This window comes from Citrobacter sp. CK198 (genome assembly GCF_030333295.1).
Lineage (GTDB): Bacteria > Pseudomonadota > Gammaproteobacteria > Enterobacterales > Enterobacteriaceae > Citrobacter_B > Citrobacter_B koseri.
The window spans coordinates 272,428-289,124 of the sequence record NZ_JAOWGE010000031.1 but is presented as its reverse complement, the minus strand read 5'-3'; the positions used below and the strand labels follow the sequence as shown (position 1 = coordinate 289,124).

The window sequence follows — 16,697 nt, the reverse complement described above, 5'->3', positions numbered from 1 at the left end:
AACCTTGCGCCAACAGGATCGCTGTCACACGGCGATACGTATAAAAAAATCAGGAGAACGGGGATGAATTTTCCATTAATCGCGAACATCGTGGTGTTCGTTGCATTGCTGTTCGTGCTGGCGCAAACTCGCCACAAACAGTGGAGTCTGGCAAAAAAAGTGCTGGTCGGTCTGGTGATGGGCGTGATCTTCGGTCTCGCCCTGCACACCGTTTACGGGTCTGACAGCCAGGTACTAAAAGACTCCGTTCAGTGGTTCAACATCGTCGGCAACGGCTATGTACAACTGCTGCAAATGATCGTCATGCCGCTGGTCTTCGCGTCTATTCTCAGCGCCGTTGCGCGTCTGCATAACGCGTCTCAGTTGGGTAAGATCAGCTTTCTGACCATTGGCACGCTGCTTTTCACTACCCTGATTGCCGCACTGGTGGGTGTACTGGTCACCAACCTGTTCGGTCTGACGGCGGAAGGTCTGGTGCAGGGCGGCGCGGAAACCGCGCGTCTGAACGCCATCGAAACCAACTATGTCGGCAAAGTCGCCGACCTCAGCGTGCCGCAACTGGTGCTGTCGTTTGTGCCGAAAAACCCGTTTGCTGACCTGACCGGCGCAAACCCGACCTCCATCATCAGCGTGGTGATCTTCGCGGCATTCCTCGGCGTCGCGGCGCTGAAACTGCTGAAAGACGACGCGCCGAAAGGCGAACGCGTGTTAATCGCTATCGATACCCTGCAAAGCTGGGTGATGAAGCTGGTGCGCCTGGTAATGCAACTGACGCCATATGGCGTACTGGCGCTGATGACCAAAGTCGTCGCAGGGTCTAACCTACAGGACATCATCAAACTGGGTAGCTTCGTGGTCGCGTCTTATCTTGGCCTGATCATCATGTTTGTGGTGCACGGTATCCTGCTGGGCGTCAACGGCGTCAGCCCGCTGAAATATTTCCGTAAAGTATGGCCGGTTCTGACGTTCGCCTTTACCAGCCGCTCCAGCGCCGCGTCCATTCCGCTGAACGTGGAAGCGCAAACGCGTCGTCTGGGCGTACCGGAATCCATCGCCAGCTTCTCCGCCTCTTTTGGCGCGACGATTGGTCAGAATGGTTGTGCAGGCCTGTACCCGGCTATGCTGGCGGTGATGGTTGCGCCAACTGTCGGTATTAACCCGCTTGATCCGGTCTGGATTGCCACCCTGGTCGGTATTGTGACCGTCAGCTCTGCCGGTGTCGCGGGCGTCGGCGGCGGCGCCACCTTCGCCGCGCTGATCGTTCTGCCTGCGATGGGCCTGCCGGTCACGCTGGTCGCGCTGCTGATTTCCGTTGAACCGCTGATCGATATGGGTCGTACCGCGCTGAACGTGAGCGGCTCAATGACTGCCGGTACGCTGACCAGCCAGTGGCTGAAGCAGACGGACAAAACCCTTCTGGACAGTGAAGACGATGCCGAACTGGCACATCATTGATCCCGCGTGATGAACAAACCGCCTTAATCAGGCGGTTTTTTTATGCGAATTATTCGGCTATCTCATTTTCCTGGCGAACCTGATTCGCCCATCGCTGCGCCGACTCAGGAACGGTAAATGCAGGCGATCGCTGAAATGCCTCCCCCATTAAGATAAAGGCGACATACTTTCCGCGCAGTATCCATACGTCACGAAACGCGTCCATTTTTATCGCATGTTCTGGCGGCGCGGGCTCCACGCGTGGAACATAGCTGATAACCGGGCGATTTTGTTGGCGAAGAGGTTTCATCATCAGTTGCTTCACTAAAGGCAAATGCTAAAAATCAGAAAAACACTATCTTAGCTGATTTTGCCCCCGTTCGTCCCGCCTTGCATGTGCGGTTTACGCTGATGGCATCGCACCGCGTCTGGTCACGGGCGGGTAAAACAAGCGCCGTCAGGCTGACGGCATAAAAAATGCGGCGCAGCAATGCGCCGCAAACTCAGGAGTCAGACATCAAGAAAACTGCCGAGACGATACCCACGTTCCGCAATCGCATACTTCAGCGACGCAGACGTCAGCACGTCAAGCTCAGTCAAGCGGGGGTAACAATAGGCGCTCTGACGGATGATATTGTCGATGAACGCCGGATGACACATCACTTCCAGTGACTTTTCGCCTCTGTCAGCAGAGGCATCCAGCACCTGAAGAAACAGCGCTTCTGCAATAGCGTCGCCGTAAAACTCGCTGCTGAATCCCTGCGAGCTGCGTAACGCTACCGGCAGATCGTCAGCATTAAGCACCGACTGGCGATCGATACGCAGAGCAACGCCGCGTTCTGCCGCAAACTGTGCCACAATGGGAAAAATTTGCGGGAACATATGCACATGGTGATGACTGTCCAGATGCGTTGGCTCACGGCCAAAAAGGTCGATAAAACGCTGATACTGACACTCCAGCTCATGCGAAATTTCATCCAGCGGCAAGGTCTCTTCCTCGGCCATTTGCCAGATCCATTTTCCCAGCAGCCCTTCACGCGTCAAACCCGGCATCGCCGTCAGCGGCTTCCCTAAGGTGAGTACAAAATGCATCCCCACCGCCAGTTTCGGCACGTCACGGCACAATTGCGCCGCATGGTCGATGGCTTCACCATTGACCAGCGCCGTTGTGGACGTCACAACGCTATTCCGACAAGCCTCGACAATGCCGTAGTTTTGTCCCTTGCTCAGGCCAAAATCATCCGCATTCACAATCAATAAGCGTTCCATACCCAACCTCTGTTAGTGTTGTGCGCCTTTGAGTTTCTCGATGCATTCCGCAAAATTCGGCAGCCACTTCTCGTGGGCCAGAATCAACTCCCGCGCCAGGGTTTCCGCATCGCGATCGGAGTGCACCAGCGGGCTCAGGTTAAGCGCTAACAGCACATCATTGAACTCGCCGCTCAGCGCCGCCTTACTGGCTGCGACTTCAAACCCTTTGATGGTATAGATGAGGCCCAGCACTTTTTCATCGAAATGCGTGATGCGCGGGTGCGGCGTCGCCCCATTCCGCCCTAATGTGCAGGTCATCTCCACCGCCCAGTCAGCAGGGATATTATCCACATGACCATGATGCGGGATATTAACGTAGTGTTCCGTCTGCTTATCGTTATAGATAGCGTTAATCACTTCACATGCGGCGTCGGAATAGTAAGCCCCACCGCGCTGCTCCAGCTCTTTCGGTTTGATATTCAGCTCTGGATTTTTATAAAGATCAAAGAGCTGTTTCTCAACCTTCTGCACCACCTGAGCGCGCGCGCCGCCTTTATAGTATTCGCCCATTTCAATCGCCAGCATCTCTTTTTGCTTGAAGTAGTAAAGCAGATAGGAACACGGCAGCATATTCAGCGAGCGAATAAGCCCTTCGCTAAACGGCAGGTCAAAAATATTTTTCACCGTTGACGCTTTTAACTGCCCGGACGCCACGCCATCCAGCAGTTCAGCAAAGCGCGATTCGCCATTCACCAGTACGTCTTTAATAAACACCATGTGGTTGAGGCCAAACAGGTCGATCGACAGATCGTCGCTGTCTTGCAATGCCAGCACGTCATGGATGAACATTTTCATCCCCACGGGGATATTGCATACGCCGATGAATTTCTTAAAGCGGGTGTGGCGATAAACCGCTTCTGTCACCATGCCTGCCGGGTTAGTGAAGTTAATGACCCACGCGTTCGGGCACAGTTCTTCGACATCTTTCACGATATCAAAGATAACCGGGATGGTGCGCAGCCCTTTGAACAGGCCGCCTGCGCCGTTGGTCTCTTGCCCCAGATACCCGTGACTTAGCGGAATGCGTTCATCCTGTTCACGGGCCTTCAGTTGGCCCACGCGCAGTTGCGTAGTGACGAAATCCGCCCCTTGCAAAGCTTCGCGACGATCCAGCGTTTTGTATAATTTCAGCGGGACACCGGCTTTGTCGATCATGCGCTGGCAGAGGTCAAAAATAATATCCAGTTTCTCTTTTCCGTCTTCAACATCCACCAGCCATAATTCAGAAACCGGCAATTCATGATAACGCTTAATAAAACCTTCCAGTAATTCAGGGGTGTAGCTGCTCCCGCCACCAATCGTGACGACTTTTAATTTCTGGCTCATACTTTCTCCCTTCAGTGTAAAAACACTGGCGTGTATTACGCTCTGCCCATTCGTCAGGTATGGCGCGGGCGTCCCGCGCTATTCAGGGCAAGCGATAAAATCGTGTTGTCAGGTCAATATTGTTTACTGATTAAATTCAGTTAATTTTTTACGATAACTGTTCGGTGTAAATGAGGTCAGCTTTTTAAACGTTTTAATAAACAGACTTGGGCTACTGTAACCCGCCTCATACGCTATATCCGTTACGGAGTAGTTGGTCATTTCCAGCTGTTTTTTCGCAAAATTAATACGGATCTCATTAATAATCTGCATTGGCGTTTTGCTGTAATAACGCTGCGTTGCGCGGGTCAGATACTCCTGAGATTTTGCGGACAGGTGCACCATATTTTCCAGCGCGTTTTCACCAAACTGCGTTTTGTCGTGCATTGTCTCCACGGTCGCTTTCAGCCATTGCGGAATATCGTCAATCACCTGCTCTTCACGGTGATGGCGCAGCCGGTTAATGATGTAGAAGGTGACCACTTCTACAAACTCATCTAACCCGTTTCCCCGAAAGTTCAGCGACGCGATAACCGTTTCAATATAAGTCAGGAAAGCGCTGTTGACCCGGTATACCTGAGACGCAACAAAACAAAACGGTAATAAAGGATGATAGTGTTGTTCAAAAAAACGCTTACTGATACCAACGTTAAGAATACGCGTGGCGCCGAACTCATAGAAACTCTGGTGGTGCGATCCCAACGGGATAAACACGAAATCACCACGCTCCAGCAGCACACGTTTACCGTTGATTTCCTGATAGTAGCGCCCCGTTAACACCAGGGTAAATTCATAATAATCATGCTGATGCAGCCCACTGATGCTCTCAGTTTTGTTATAGATAAACACATGGAAATTCTTGCCGTTAAAAAGCTGTTGCTCACGAGCGGTGGCGATCTCCGGTGCGTTAACCTGTAGCTGCATCATTTATTCCTCACTGTTCCAGCTTCTCGTGAAGCTCGATTAACTCTGTAACCAGTTCCCGCGCTAACATCGACGTCATCAGGTGATCCTGAGCATGAACCAGCACCAGGCTGACTTTCATTTTACCTTCGCCCTGATCGCCTTCAATCAGTTTCGTCTGCACGAGATGTGCTTCATTGAGCGCCATCCGCGACTGCTCCATCATCGTTTTTGCCGCAGCAAAATCACCCTGCTTGGCCTGTTTCAGCGCCGCATAAGCCAGGCTGCGCGCCTGACCGGAGTTGATGATAAGCCCCATCACCACTTCTTCGAGTTCTTCAGCCTCTGACGGCGTACCCGCTACGTTTTCGAGATCCAACATACGTTTTCCTCTGGTTCAGCCCGGCATGGGGAGACCATGCCGGATTAAATTTAAAATTTCAGTGCGTTAGCGATTTCTTCTTCGCTTTCTTCTTGCTCAATTGCATTCTGCGCTTTGTTGGCGACAACCACGAAAGGCAGATAAATCAGCGTCGCGACGCCCAGGTTGAACAGTGCGACCAGCAGAGCGGCAACGCTGCCGTTGGTGTTAAAGAACGCGCCCAGACCGGTTGGCATCGTCCACGGCGCGATGTTGGTAATCGGCGGGATAATCCCCAGGTAATACGCAATCAGCGTAATGGCGGCCAGAATCGGCTGAACCAGAATGAACGGGATAAACATCACCGGGTTCATAATAATCGGCAGGCCGAACAGAATCGGTTCGTTAATCTGGAAGATACCGGACGGCAGCGCCAGTTTTGCTACCTGGCGGTAATCCGCACGACGCGAGGCCAGGAAGATAGCGATAATCAGACCCAGCGTCGCGCCACTCCCCCCGAGGAAAATATAGGAATCGAGCATCGGTTTCGCCCAGACGTGGAACGTCTTCCCGGCTTCCAGCGCCGCATCCACGGAACCAAACTGCTGATAGATGGCGATGTTTTCCAGCGCCCACGGGGTCATAATACCGCTGTCCAGCGCGGTCAATGCCAACGAGCCGTGAATACCAAAGAACCACAGTAACGGAACAAACAGCACATAGGCCCAGCCGACCACGCTGCCCAGCGATGCCAGCGGTGTAGAAATGGTATCCATAATGATCTGGTGGAAGTTAGAACCGTAGTTCGCCAGCGCCCACGCAATGATCCCCATAATGGAGAGAATAATAAAGCCAGGAATTAACGCCGAGAATGAACGGGAAACCGACGCAGGGACGCTGTCCGGTAATCTAATGACCCAGTTGCGGCGCACAATAAAGGTAAACATTTCCGCCACGACCAGACCAATAATAATACCGGAGATAATATTCGCACCGCCCAGCCAGTTCGCGCCAACCGCATAAGCTTCGCCTACGCTATATGGCGTAACGGTCATAAAGGCCGCCACGGATAACAGCCCCGCCGCCAGCGCATCAACTTTACGCTCTTCCGCCAGCGCCATTCCGATAAAGAACGGCGCCATTAACGACATAATACCGAGCGTACCGTTATAGACGTTTCCGCCAATGCCTTTTAAACCATTCAATGTTTCAATGGTGGAAGCATCAAGCCGAATACCTAAAGAATAAAAAAACGACCCCTCCCCAAAGCTCAGGAAAACGTTGTTGATTAATACAAACATGGCCCCCGCAAGGGTTAACGGCATTAAGCGAATAAAGCCGTTTTTGATTGCATTAACGTGCGGCTGCTTTCCTATTTTAACAGCAAAAGGAAGGAGTACCTTTTCAAGTGAAGCAATGACGTTACTCATAGAAAAATACCCTTAAATACCGCAATAAAATATTGCGGTGAATGTTTATGAAATAACTCTTTGACGGGAAAAATTAAAACAAAAAAAATTAATTTGCGGCGGCTTTTTTAATTGCTGCGACAGCAGCCTTAAGCACGCCTAAACCATCGACTTTGCCGTACAGCAGCGAGTCAATCACTTCCACAGGTTTGTTGGGTAACAAACGTTGAATTTCGGGTAACATATAAGCAATTTGTGGGCCTAATAACACGACATCCGCTGAAAGACCTTTTTCTCCTGCCAGCGTCTCAGGAAATGCTTCAATAATAACCGGCACTTCATATTTCTCAGCCTGAGCGCGCATCTTCGATACCAGTAAAGAAGTCGACATGCCCGCAGAACAAAACAGATAAATGTGTTTCTTTTCCATAAAAACGATCCTCATATGCGATTATCTGTTAGCCAGCCATTCCGCAAGCCTTAACCTGCATCCATGCACTGGACAACTTGCGTAACCGAATTTACTTTTTTAGGTGGCTGAAATGAGTATACGGGATAGAACTGGCGGATGGTATTTCTTTGACTAACAAAATTGTCTCTCATTGACCTGGTGTTATGACCCCTCTCACATTTCAGGCAAATATTTCGCGACAATAAATAAGATTATCCCAGGAACAAAAAAACCGGCACACAGGCCGGTTCATACATATGCTCAGGCAATATACAGTTGTTACTGCTTCGGAGCCTGCGGATCGGTGTCATACTCTGCACAGCTCTGGTAGCCGGAGTTAATCACATGGCCAGTATCATCCAGCGCGACAAAATAGGTTTCAGCTTTACCATCACGTTGACCCAGGATGTAGGTCTGGCAAGTACCGCGCGCGTGAATCATGCTCACTTCAGATGAAGGCTTACCGGCGATCTGCTCAACCTGCGACCGGCTCATCCCTTTTTTCACATCTTTTACTACAGGCTGGACAAATTGGTCTTTTGTACGATCGTACGCCGTACACCCTGCCAGCATAGTCATTACCGCCGCTGCACTCAGAATTCCTGCTATATTCTTGTTCATTTTCCGTCCTCTTGTTTATCAGCGTGTTATATAAGCCTGGAATACATCAGGGCTTTTTTCAAGCCCACAATCGATGCAACAAATCTTTCAGAAAATTCCAATTAAACAAAACGATGTCGTTTTAATGCCGTAAATTGCGCCACTCAGGCCGTGGAGTCTTGTCGTTTAGAGAGCAAAGCGTTAGCTTTAACGCAGTATATTTATTCTGAAAATCTTCGGAGGGGTTAAATGACGCTACAGCAAGAGATAATCCGGGCGCTTGGCGCAAAACCGCACATTAATGCAGAAGAGGAAATTCGCCGCAGCGTAGATTTCCTGAAAGCGTACCTGAAAACATATCCCTTCCTGAAATCCCTGGTACTGGGTATCAGCGGAGGGCAGGATTCGACGCTGACGGGCAAATTGTGCCAGACCGCAATTACTGAACTGCGTGAAGAGACAGGGAACGACGCCCTGCAATTTATTGCCGTGCGTCTGCCATTCGGCGTGCAGGCCGACGAGCAGGATTGTCAGGATGCGATCGCGTTTATTCAGCCGGACAGAGTCCTGACCGTCAATATTAAAGGCGCCGTTCTGGCCAGCGAGCAGGCGTTGCGTGAAGCAGGCATTGAATTAAGCGATTTTGTTCGCGGCAACGAAAAAGCCCGCGAACGCATGAAGGCACAGTACAGTATCGCCGGAATGACCAACGGTGTGGTGGTCGGCACCGATCATGCCGCCGAAGCGGTGACGGGCTTCTTCACGAAATATGGCGACGGCGGTACCGATATTAACCCGCTTTTCCGTCTGAACAAGCGCCAGGGAAAACAACTGCTCGCCGCGTTGGGTTGCCCGGAACATTTATATAAGAAAGCGCCAACGGCGGATCTCGAAGACGATCGCCCTTCTCTGCCGGACGAAGCGGCGCTGGGCGTCACCTATGACAACATTGATGATTATCTGGAAGGGAAAACGCTGGATGCCAGCATCGCGAAAATCATCGAAGGTTGGTATATCCGAACGGAACACAAGCGTCGCACACCCATTACGGTATTTGACGATTTCTGGAAGAGATCATAATCGCCGGATGGCGACGTACCGTCTTATCCGGCCTACATCGCTGTATAACGCCCGTAGGCCCGATAAGCGAAGCGCCATCGGGCGCGAACGTACCGCCTTATCCGGCCTACATCGCTGCATAACTCCCGTAGGCCCGATAAGCGAAGCGCCATCAGGCGCTGTCCTGTTGCACTTACTGGACGGTGTCCGGTGTATAACCCGGCAACCACGTAATCTCGCTAAACAACAGCTGTCCTTCTGGCTTCAACAACCGTAACGTGTGTTTCCCGTCATGCCAGCAGGCGCCCTGATCGGCAGTCAGGAGCTTGTCTCCCAGTTGCCAGGCACCGCTAATAACAAACACAACGCCACCGCGCGAACCGAAGGTCGTAAACGTGCGATCGGCAACCCTGACCTTCGCCTTACAGCGATCGCGTCGGGTCATGATATTGAGATCCATCGACATTTGCCCTTCCGACAGCGTGGCTTTCACAACGCTATCGCCTGCAAACGTGAACGGCTGATGTCGCTTGAGGGTATGGGTAAACGTATTCACGCCTTCCAGCATCACCTCTCCGCCTTCCAGTAACGTAATAACGCGCTCAACCCCAGGAAAAAGGGAAAACTCCCCGTTCCCGGCGATAGACGCAATACTGGCGCGCCAGTGAAAATCCCGCGTCGCCGGAGGAAAACAACAAATCTCGCGCGTTTCGCCCGCACCATTGCGCCAGAGGTTTACCGGCATTTTACGGATATCAAAGTATTCCATTATCACTCCCGAGAAGGACGCAGCGCCATAATATGGCACATTGTTGTTATCGGCAGCAGTGAAGATTTACCTTAACGAGAAGAAAAGAAAAACCGCCGATCCTGTCCACATCGAGAAGAGATGTTGTGAACAGGACCGGCGATCTTGAATGCGTTAGCGTAACGCTGAGGGATTACTCAGCAGGTGGTGTTGGCATTTTACCTTCCGGCGCCGGACGTTCTGTCAGACGCTTCTCAAAATTGGCATTAAACTGTTTTTTCTGTTCCGGCGTCAGAATGTTGTAGATCTTATTCTGCGTTTCCATGTGCGCCAGCATATTGGCTTTGCGCTGTTCTTCCATCTTCGCAATCTGCGCTTCAGCTTTCGCCTTATCGAAGCTGTCGCTGGCGATGATATCGTGCATTGCGCGGCGCTCTTCCAGCGGCGGACGTTTCATCTGGTCACGCTGACCTTTCATAATGTCGCGGATTTGCTGTTTCTGCGCGTCGGTCAGGTTCAAATCTTTGAACATCATGTCATGATGCGGACCGAATTTGCCTTTGTGGTGCATCATCGGCTTCGCATCTGCCGGAGCAGCGGTAGTGGTATCAGCCGCGTGAGCCAGGTTCGCAGCGCCCAGCGCCAGGGTAGAGGCAACAAACAGTGCAGTTAATTTACGCATAATCTATGTCCTTCCTTTCAGTTATTCTTTCGGCGTAGCGCCGTGTTGACGAGATAAACTTTACCGCCTTAATCGTCAATTAGTCAGAGCAACGGTAAAACAATGAAAGTGTAAAAAACAATTTTTCGTCAATTATGAAGAAAAAAAGAATAAATCGAGGAGAGTTGCAATATTTTATTGCAAGCGGATGATTTTGCAGGAAATATGAAGAACTATACCTGACCGATGACTATTAATAAAGCAGTTTACCAGGATTAATCCGTAATAAATCGCGATAGCACACAAAAATAAGACCCTCAGACGTTCGCCTGAGGGGAGAAATAATTACGCGAGTTTTTCCAGCATCAGGCCAGCGCGTAAACCACAGGCCACATTAGGGTTAGGAAAGAGAACATATTCAACATCATGGGTAACGATCACCTGCTCATCGCCATCCTGCGCCAGTAGCGTTCCTTCTTTGAACGGCGTGAAATTCAGCGTCTGGTTATCCATACAGAGAACAAACGCATCGCTGCGGCGTGTAATTTGCGCCACCACGCGATAGCGAACCGGCCTCGTTCCCCCTTCCATCGGCTTTTCTCCCGCCAGCAACGTTGCCAGCGCCTGCGCGGTGGGGGTAAATTGCGTCAGATCGTTGTGCCCAAACGGCAGCGCTTTGCCCAGCTCCAGCGTGCAGGACAACGCGCCAAAATGCTCACAGCTAAAATGCGTAAAGGTGCCGCCCGGCGTTTGATGAAAAACCAGCGCCTCCAGCCCTGCCGCCCCCAGCCATGACAAAAAGTGTTCATCCCAGGGGATCGGCCGTTGCGGCAAAACGCCAAACCGAACGTGGCGGGAGCCGCGAATCGCAGTATGCAGATCGAGATGCCAGCGTATCCGCGTTTTGCGGCGGGAATAAAAATCCTCCAGCAGTTGTTCCAGCTCGCGGGCGCGCAGCGTTTCCCCGCTCTCCTCGAACATCTGCCAGCGCCCGCCGAACATACGGTTCATATCGCTATGGCAATAGCGTACCCCCTCTGCCAGCGCCGGAGGATTCCCCAGAATCACCAGCAATCGCCAGCGCAGGGGGATTTTCCCTTCAAACAGCGCCGAAAGGAGTGCGTCCAGCATTTCCACAGGCGCCGTTTCATTGCCGTGGATGCCCGCAGAGAGTACCAGAGCGCGGTCAACCTCAACGGCAGGCGTAAGTTCAAGCACACCAGGCATCTGCCAGCGCCAGTGAAAGCTCTCCGTTTCCCCTTGCGTAATATCGGGGGATATTCCTGCCAGCGTCTGCGCCAGAAAGTTATCCATTCCCTGCGCCCTCCTGCTGGAAGGGATACACCGATCCCAGGTTAAGCAGTTGCGTCAGCGTATCAAGCGCCTCCCGCCCTTCACGCAGCAATTGCGGATCGGCCAGATCGGCGGCGGTGAGGCGGTCGCGATAATAACGATCCACCCAGTCATTGAGCGTGCTGAACAGGGTATCGTTCATCATCACCGCCGGATTCACCGCCCGCAGCTCATCCTCGGTCAATACCACGCGCAAGCGTAAACAGGCCGGGCCGCCGCCGTTCGCCATACTTTCGCGCAGGTCGAACACGCGCAGATCGCTGATGGGGTTATCAGCCGCCAGCAACGTGTTCAGATACCGCCACACACCGGCATGTTCCCGGCACTCCTGCGGCAGAACCAGCACCATCGAGCCGTCATCGCGGCTTAAAAGCTGGCTATTAAACAGGTACGTGGCGACGGCATCCTGTACGGAAACCTCCCGGGCAGGCACCTCAAGCGGCATAAATCCCGCCACGCGCGACCGGAGCTGGCGCATCAGCTCGCCCTGCTTTGCGAACGCCTGTTCATGGCAGAACAGCACCTGGCGGTTCGACACCGCAATCACATCGTTGTGGAATACGCCGAGATCGATAACGTCTGGGTTCTGCCGGGCAAAGATAACCTGATGCGGATTCACCTGGTTAAGACGCGCCACCGCTTCACTGGCCTCGCGGGTTTGCCGCGCCGGATAGCGCACCGGACGCGTGTCGACGCCCTCTTCACGCCCATAGACAAACAGCTGAATGCCCGGCGCGCCATAATCACCGCCGAGCCGGTTATGGTTGGCAGCGCCTTCATCCCCCAGCAGCGCCACCTGCGGCAGCGCGTCGTGCACTGCGAAAAACTGCGCGTCGCGGAAGATGGCCCGCAACAAAGACGCCGTGGTCGGCGCCTCCAGCGCGCGGTGAAATTTGTTGTTCAGGTTCGCCACCGTCAGATGCACTTTGCCGTCAAGCGCGTCCGCTGAAGGACATACCGTCGCCGCATTCGCCACCCACATCGGCGAAGCGGAGCTGACGCTGGAGAGCCAGTGAGGTGCCTGGCGCGCCACTTTCTCCAGCACCTGCTCGTCCTGCCCGCTAAAACCTAGCTGACGAAGCACGGGAATAAACGGCCGCTCGTGCGGGGGGATGACCGCCTGAGGGAACCCCGCATCCGCCAGCGCTTTCATCTTGAGTAAGCCCTGCTTCGCCGCCAGGCGGGGATTCGACACCTGAAAGCGGTGCTGTATCGACGCCTCATTACCAAAGGACAGCCCGGCATAGTGGTGGGTTAACCCCACCAGACCGTCAAAATTCACTTCATGCGCTTTCATACTGGTTCCTCGCGAGAGAAGTCCAGCCCCGGACTGAGCGAATCGGGCAGTACAAGCGTCGGCGATTCCAGGCTCGCCATCGGCCAGGCGCAATAATCTGCCGCATACCAGGCGCTGGGGCGATGGTTCCCCGACGCGCCAACGCCGCCAAACGGCGCCGTGCTGGCCGCTCCGGTCAGCGGTTTGTTCCAGTTAACAATACCCGCACGCGCCTCCAGCAGTAGCTGGTCGAACTGCTTACGATCGGGAGACACCAGCCCGCACGACAAACCGAAGCGGGTGTTATTCGCCATACGAATGGCTTCATCAAAGCGCTCATAGCGCCAGACGCTCAGTAACGGGCCAAACACCTCGTCATCAGGGACCTGCTTCACGCCGGTCATTTCGATAATGCCCGGCGTCAACAAGGACGTTCCCGCTTTCAGCATACGTGGGGCCAGCAGCGTTCGTCCGCCCATCGCCTCAAGACGCTGCCAGGCCTCATACACATGACGCGCAGCCGGTTCGGAAATCAGCCCGCCGATGAACGGCTGCGGTTCATCATCCCACTCACCCGGCGTTAAACGCTGACTCACCTCCAGCAGGCGCGCCAGAAACGCGTCGCCCTGTTCCCCGCGTTTCACCAGCAAACGGCGGGCGCAGGTGCAACGCTGTCCGGCGGTGACAAACGCCGACTGAATCGTGAGGTGTACCGCCGCATCAATGTCCTCTGGATTCTCAATGATGAGCGGGTTATTCCCTCCCATTTCCAGCGCCAGGATTTTTTCCGGTTGCCCGGATAACTGACGGTGCAACTGATACCCCGTATTCGCGCTGCCGGTAAAGAGCAGGCCGTCAAGCGCGTCCAGCGCGCTGAGCGCCTGTCCCGTTTCGCGCCCTCCTTGCACCAGGTTGAGTACGCCAGGCGGCAACCCCGCCTGTTGCCACAGTTTCATCACCGCTTCGCCAGTCCACGGCGTTAGCTCGCTCGGTTTAAAAATCAGGGTATTTCCGGCCAGCAGCGCCGGAACGATATGGCCGTTGGGTAAATGGCCGGGAAAATTGTATGGGCCAAACACCGCCAGCACGCCATGCGGACGATGGCGCAATGTCGCCGCCCCGTCCGGCAATTCGCTTTGTTGTTCTCCCGTCCGGGCATGGTATGCCTTCACCGAGATAGCGATTTTATTGATCATCGCCGTCACTTCCGTCGCCGCTTCCCAGCGAGGCTTCCCGGTTTCTCGCGCAATAATTGCCGTCAACTCCGCTTTATGAACCTCCAGCAAGGCGGCAAATTTTTCCACGATGGCCTGCCGCGCGGCGAAAGGCAGCCTGGCCCAGGCCGGAAACGCTGCACGCGCCGCACGCCCTGCCTCAGCGACCTGTGTCGCATCCGCGTCGCTGCCCTGCCAGAGCACTTCGCCATTCACCGGATTCGTTTTGACCCGGCGCTCCCCCTGACCAGTTACCCAGTCGCCATTTATCCATAAAGTCATGCGGTTTTCTCCTCAGCGCAAAGACGTACCAGACGAACGCGATCTCCCGCGTGGCATTTGAGCGCATCAAGTTGCGCCGCAGTCAGCACCAAACGTTGCGTATCCGGGTCGGTACGAATCAGCATGGCGCGAAAGTGATGATAATTTTCATTGGCGACCAGACACGCCGGAAACTCGCCCGGCGCGGGCTGGCCTTCCACCACGTCCAGCAGGCGGCTTTTACGGATTGCCCGAACCCGATCAATGTCGCACTCCAGCGTCGGGCCGCCGTCGAAAATGTCGATATAGTTGCGGTAGCGGAAACCTTCTTTCTCCAGTACCGTTCTGGCCGGCGCCGTTTGCGGATGTACTTCGCCAATCACCGCCTGGGCTTCTTCCGATAAGAAATGGGTGTAAATAGGGTGCTTCGGCATCAGTTCAGCAATAAACGCCTTCTGTCCGGTGCCGCATAAATAGTCTGCCCGGCTGAATTCCATGGAAAAAAAGCGCTCTCCCAGGCTTTCCCAGAACGGCGAGTAGCCGTGTTCGTCGATCACGCCGCGCATTTCCGCCACAACCTTTTCATTAAATTTGTCGCGAAACGCCGCCATAAACATAAAGCGTGATTTAGAGAGCAAATAGCCGTTGCCCTCTTTACGCCAGTCGGGATCGAGGAACAGCGTGCACAGTTCGCTGCTCCCGGTGTGATCGTTACTGAGAAACAGCGTCGGCAGCGCGTTATAGACATTCAGCTCTTTAGAAGCATGCACCAGCGTGCCAACGCGATAGTTGTACCAGGGATCGTTCAACCCCACGGCCACCTCAATCGCACAAATTCCCGCAACGCTTCCCGTATCGCTGTCCTCCAGCACGAACACGTAACCCTGTTCGCTTTTCGGCAGTTCGCCACGCCACGTTTTTAGCGCGCGCTCAATACGCGACGTCAGCGTCGCTTCATCTGCTGGCAGAGAGGTCAGGCCGCCGCCGGTTTTACTGGCAAGCTGCATCAACGCACTGACATCACGTCGTTCGACGGGGCGGATCACCATCATGACGAACCTCCTGCTTTGATGCGTTCACAGGCCAGCGCAAAGCGATCCAGCCCGGTTGCCACTTCCTCTTTGCTGACGTTTAACGCAGGTGCGAAACGCACCACGTTAGCGCCCGCAATCAACACCATCACTCCGGCTTTTGCGGCTTCCTGTGAAATAAGTTTAGCTTTTCCGGCAAACTCAGCCTCCAGAACACAGCCAATAAGCAGCCCCAGTCCACGAATTTCACTGAACAATCCGAAGCGTTCATTTATGGCGTTCAGGCGTTCGACAAACCAGTCATGGCGTTGCTTAACGCCGTTCAGCATTTCCGGCGTATTGACGATTTCCAGCAGCTTTCCCGCCACCGCAGAAGCCAGCGGGTTGCCGCCGTAGGTGGTTCCGTGAGTGCCTACCGTCATCACGCAGGCGCATTTTTCAGTGGCCAACAGCGCCCCGATGGGGAAACCGCCGCCCAGCGCTTTCGCAGTGGTAAGCAGATCGGGGGTGACGCCATAATGCATGTAGGCATACAGCTCGCCGGTACGCCCAACCCCTGTTTGTACTTCATCAAAAATCAGCAAGGCATTGTGTCGGTCGCACAATTCGCGCAGCCCCTGTAAGAATGCTTTCGTGGCCGGGAGCACGCCCCCTTCGCCCTGCATGGGCTCCACGATCACCGCGCATGTCGTGTCATCAATCAGTTCGCTGGCCGCGTTGAGATCGTTATACACGGCATGGCGGATATCCGGCGGCAGCGGAGCGAAATCCTGTGAATACGCGGGCTGCCCGCCTGCGCTGACGGTAAACAGCGTGCGGCCATGAAAGGCATTTTTGAATGCCACAATCCCGCTTTTATGCGTGCCAAAACGATCGTGCGCATACTTACGCGCCAGTTTCAGCGCCGCTTCGTTGGCCTCCGCGCCGGAGTTACAGAAGAAGACGCGTTCAGCAAAGGTGGCGTCAATCAGCATCTTCGCCAGTCGCAGCACCGGCTCATTGGTGTAGCCATTTCCGGTATGCCAGAATTTGCTCGCCTGCTCATTCAGCGCCTCGCGTAAAGCCGGGTGCGCATGGCCGAGCGCATTCACCGCAATTCCCCCGGCGAAGTCGATATACTCTTTCCCCTGCTGATCCCACAGGCGTGAGCCTTCTCCACGAACCGGAATAAAAGGTGCCGGGGCATAGACCGGCATCATCCATTCATCAAAATTTTCACGCGTAATTGACAGAGACATAGCGACCTCTTCCGGTAAATAA

General features: G+C 53.9%; 17 protein-coding genes. 2 read left to right on the top strand and 15 right to left on the bottom strand.

The features are described from left to right. The first annotated feature begins 63 nt into the window (after nt 1–63). Entirely contained in the window at nt 64–1,455 is a 1,392-nt protein-coding gene (tcyP, locus tag OGY62_RS13760) for a cystine/sulfocysteine:cation symporter (RefSeq protein WP_012132621.1), read from the top strand. 49 nt (nt 1,456–1,504) lie between these two features. Here tcyP and cedA read toward each other — a convergent pair whose 3' ends face one another. From cedA to osmE, 8 genes are all read right to left on the bottom strand, one after another. Next, nucleotides 1,505–1,768: a cell division activator CedA gene (gene cedA, locus OGY62_RS13755; protein ID WP_196050445.1), complete on the bottom strand. Its 264-nt coding sequence runs from the start codon at nt 1,766–1,768 to the stop codon at nt 1,505–1,507. Between the two features lie 176 nt (nt 1,769–1,944). After that, on the bottom strand, nt 1,945–2,703 hold the full coding sequence (chbG, locus tag OGY62_RS13750; RefSeq protein WP_286460097.1) for a chitin disaccharide deacetylase: 759 nt from the start codon (nt 2,701–2,703) through the stop codon (nt 1,945–1,947). Nucleotides 2,704–2,715: 12 nt separating this feature from the next. Beyond that, nucleotides 2,716–4,071, bottom strand: coding sequence for a 6-phospho-beta-glucosidase (locus tag OGY62_RS13745; protein WP_058669037.1), 1,356 nt, complete (start codon nt 4,069–4,071; stop codon nt 2,716–2,718). 123 nt (nt 4,072–4,194) lie between these two features. Then, on the bottom strand, nt 4,195–5,037 hold the full coding sequence (gene chbR, locus OGY62_RS13740; RefSeq protein WP_012132626.1) for a transcriptional regulator ChbR: 843 nt from the start codon (nt 5,035–5,037) through the stop codon (nt 4,195–4,197). A gap of 7 nt (nt 5,038–5,044) precedes the next feature. After that, nucleotides 5,045–5,395, bottom strand: a complete 351-nt coding sequence (gene chbA / locus OGY62_RS13735) for a PTS N,N'-diacetylchitobiose transporter subunit IIA (RefSeq protein ID WP_012132627.1) — start codon at nt 5,393–5,395, stop codon at nt 5,045–5,047. 50 nt (nt 5,396–5,445) lie between these two features. Continuing rightward, nucleotides 5,446–6,804, bottom strand: a complete 1,359-nt coding sequence (chbC, locus tag OGY62_RS13730) for a PTS N,N'-diacetylchitobiose transporter subunit IIC (RefSeq protein WP_012132628.1) — start codon at nt 6,802–6,804, stop codon at nt 5,446–5,448. A gap of 88 nt (nt 6,805–6,892) precedes the next feature. Further along, nucleotides 6,893–7,213 (bottom strand): PTS N,N'-diacetylchitobiose transporter subunit IIB, encoded by a 321-nt coding sequence (gene chbB, locus OGY62_RS13725; protein WP_024130389.1) that lies wholly within the window; start codon nt 7,211–7,213, stop codon nt 6,893–6,895. A gap of 300 nt (nt 7,214–7,513) precedes the next feature. Beyond that, nucleotides 7,514–7,855: an osmotically-inducible lipoprotein OsmE gene (gene osmE, locus OGY62_RS13720; protein ID WP_012132630.1), complete on the bottom strand. Its 342-nt coding sequence runs from the start codon at nt 7,853–7,855 to the stop codon at nt 7,514–7,516. A gap of 228 nt (nt 7,856–8,083) precedes the next feature. Here osmE and nadE point away from each other — a divergent pair, with 228 nt between their 5' ends. Continuing rightward, on the top strand, nt 8,084–8,914 hold the full coding sequence (nadE, locus tag OGY62_RS13715; protein ID WP_012132631.1) for an NAD(+) synthase: 831 nt from the start codon (nt 8,084–8,086) through the stop codon (nt 8,912–8,914). 172 nt (nt 8,915–9,086) lie between these two features. Here nadE and ves read toward each other — a convergent pair whose 3' ends face one another. The 7 genes from ves to astC all read right to left on the bottom strand — a co-directional run bounded on the left by ves (nt 9,087) and on the right by astC (nt 16,675). Continuing rightward, a complete protein-coding gene (gene ves, locus OGY62_RS13710; RefSeq protein WP_047457383.1) occupies nt 9,087–9,662 on the bottom strand; it encodes an environmental stress-induced protein Ves in 576 nt (191 codons plus the stop codon). A 172-nt stretch (nt 9,663–9,834) separates the two neighbouring features. Next, nucleotides 9,835–10,323 (bottom strand): ATP-independent periplasmic protein-refolding chaperone Spy, encoded by a 489-nt coding sequence (spy, locus tag OGY62_RS13705; RefSeq protein WP_047457387.1) that lies wholly within the window; start codon nt 10,321–10,323, stop codon nt 9,835–9,837. A 324-nt stretch (nt 10,324–10,647) separates the two neighbouring features. Further along, the gene (astE, locus tag OGY62_RS13700) at nt 10,648–11,616 is read right to left on the bottom strand and encodes a succinylglutamate desuccinylase (protein ID WP_104868733.1); all 969 of its coding nucleotides are present in this window, start codon (nt 11,614–11,616) and stop codon (nt 10,648–10,650) included. Continuing rightward, complete coding sequence (gene astB / locus OGY62_RS13695; protein WP_112002378.1) at nt 11,609–12,952, bottom strand: N-succinylarginine dihydrolase; 1,344 nt, start codon at nt 12,950–12,952, stop codon at nt 11,609–11,611. Before astB ends, astE begins: the two co-directional genes overlap by 8 nt. Next, complete coding sequence (astD, locus tag OGY62_RS13690; RefSeq protein WP_071258196.1) at nt 12,949–14,427, bottom strand: succinylglutamate-semialdehyde dehydrogenase; 1,479 nt, start codon at nt 14,425–14,427, stop codon at nt 12,949–12,951. The genes astB and astD overlap by 4 nt, the downstream gene beginning before the upstream one ends. After that, entirely contained in the window at nt 14,424–15,458 is a 1,035-nt protein-coding gene (gene astA, locus OGY62_RS13685; protein ID WP_012132639.1) for an arginine N-succinyltransferase, read from the bottom strand. Before astA ends, astD begins: the two co-directional genes overlap by 4 nt. After that, complete coding sequence (astC, locus tag OGY62_RS13680; RefSeq protein ID WP_115181697.1) at nt 15,455–16,675, bottom strand: succinylornithine/acetylornithine transaminase; 1,221 nt, start codon at nt 16,673–16,675, stop codon at nt 15,455–15,457. The genes astA and astC overlap by 4 nt, the downstream gene beginning before the upstream one ends. Nucleotides 16,676–16,697 lie beyond the last annotated feature (22 nt).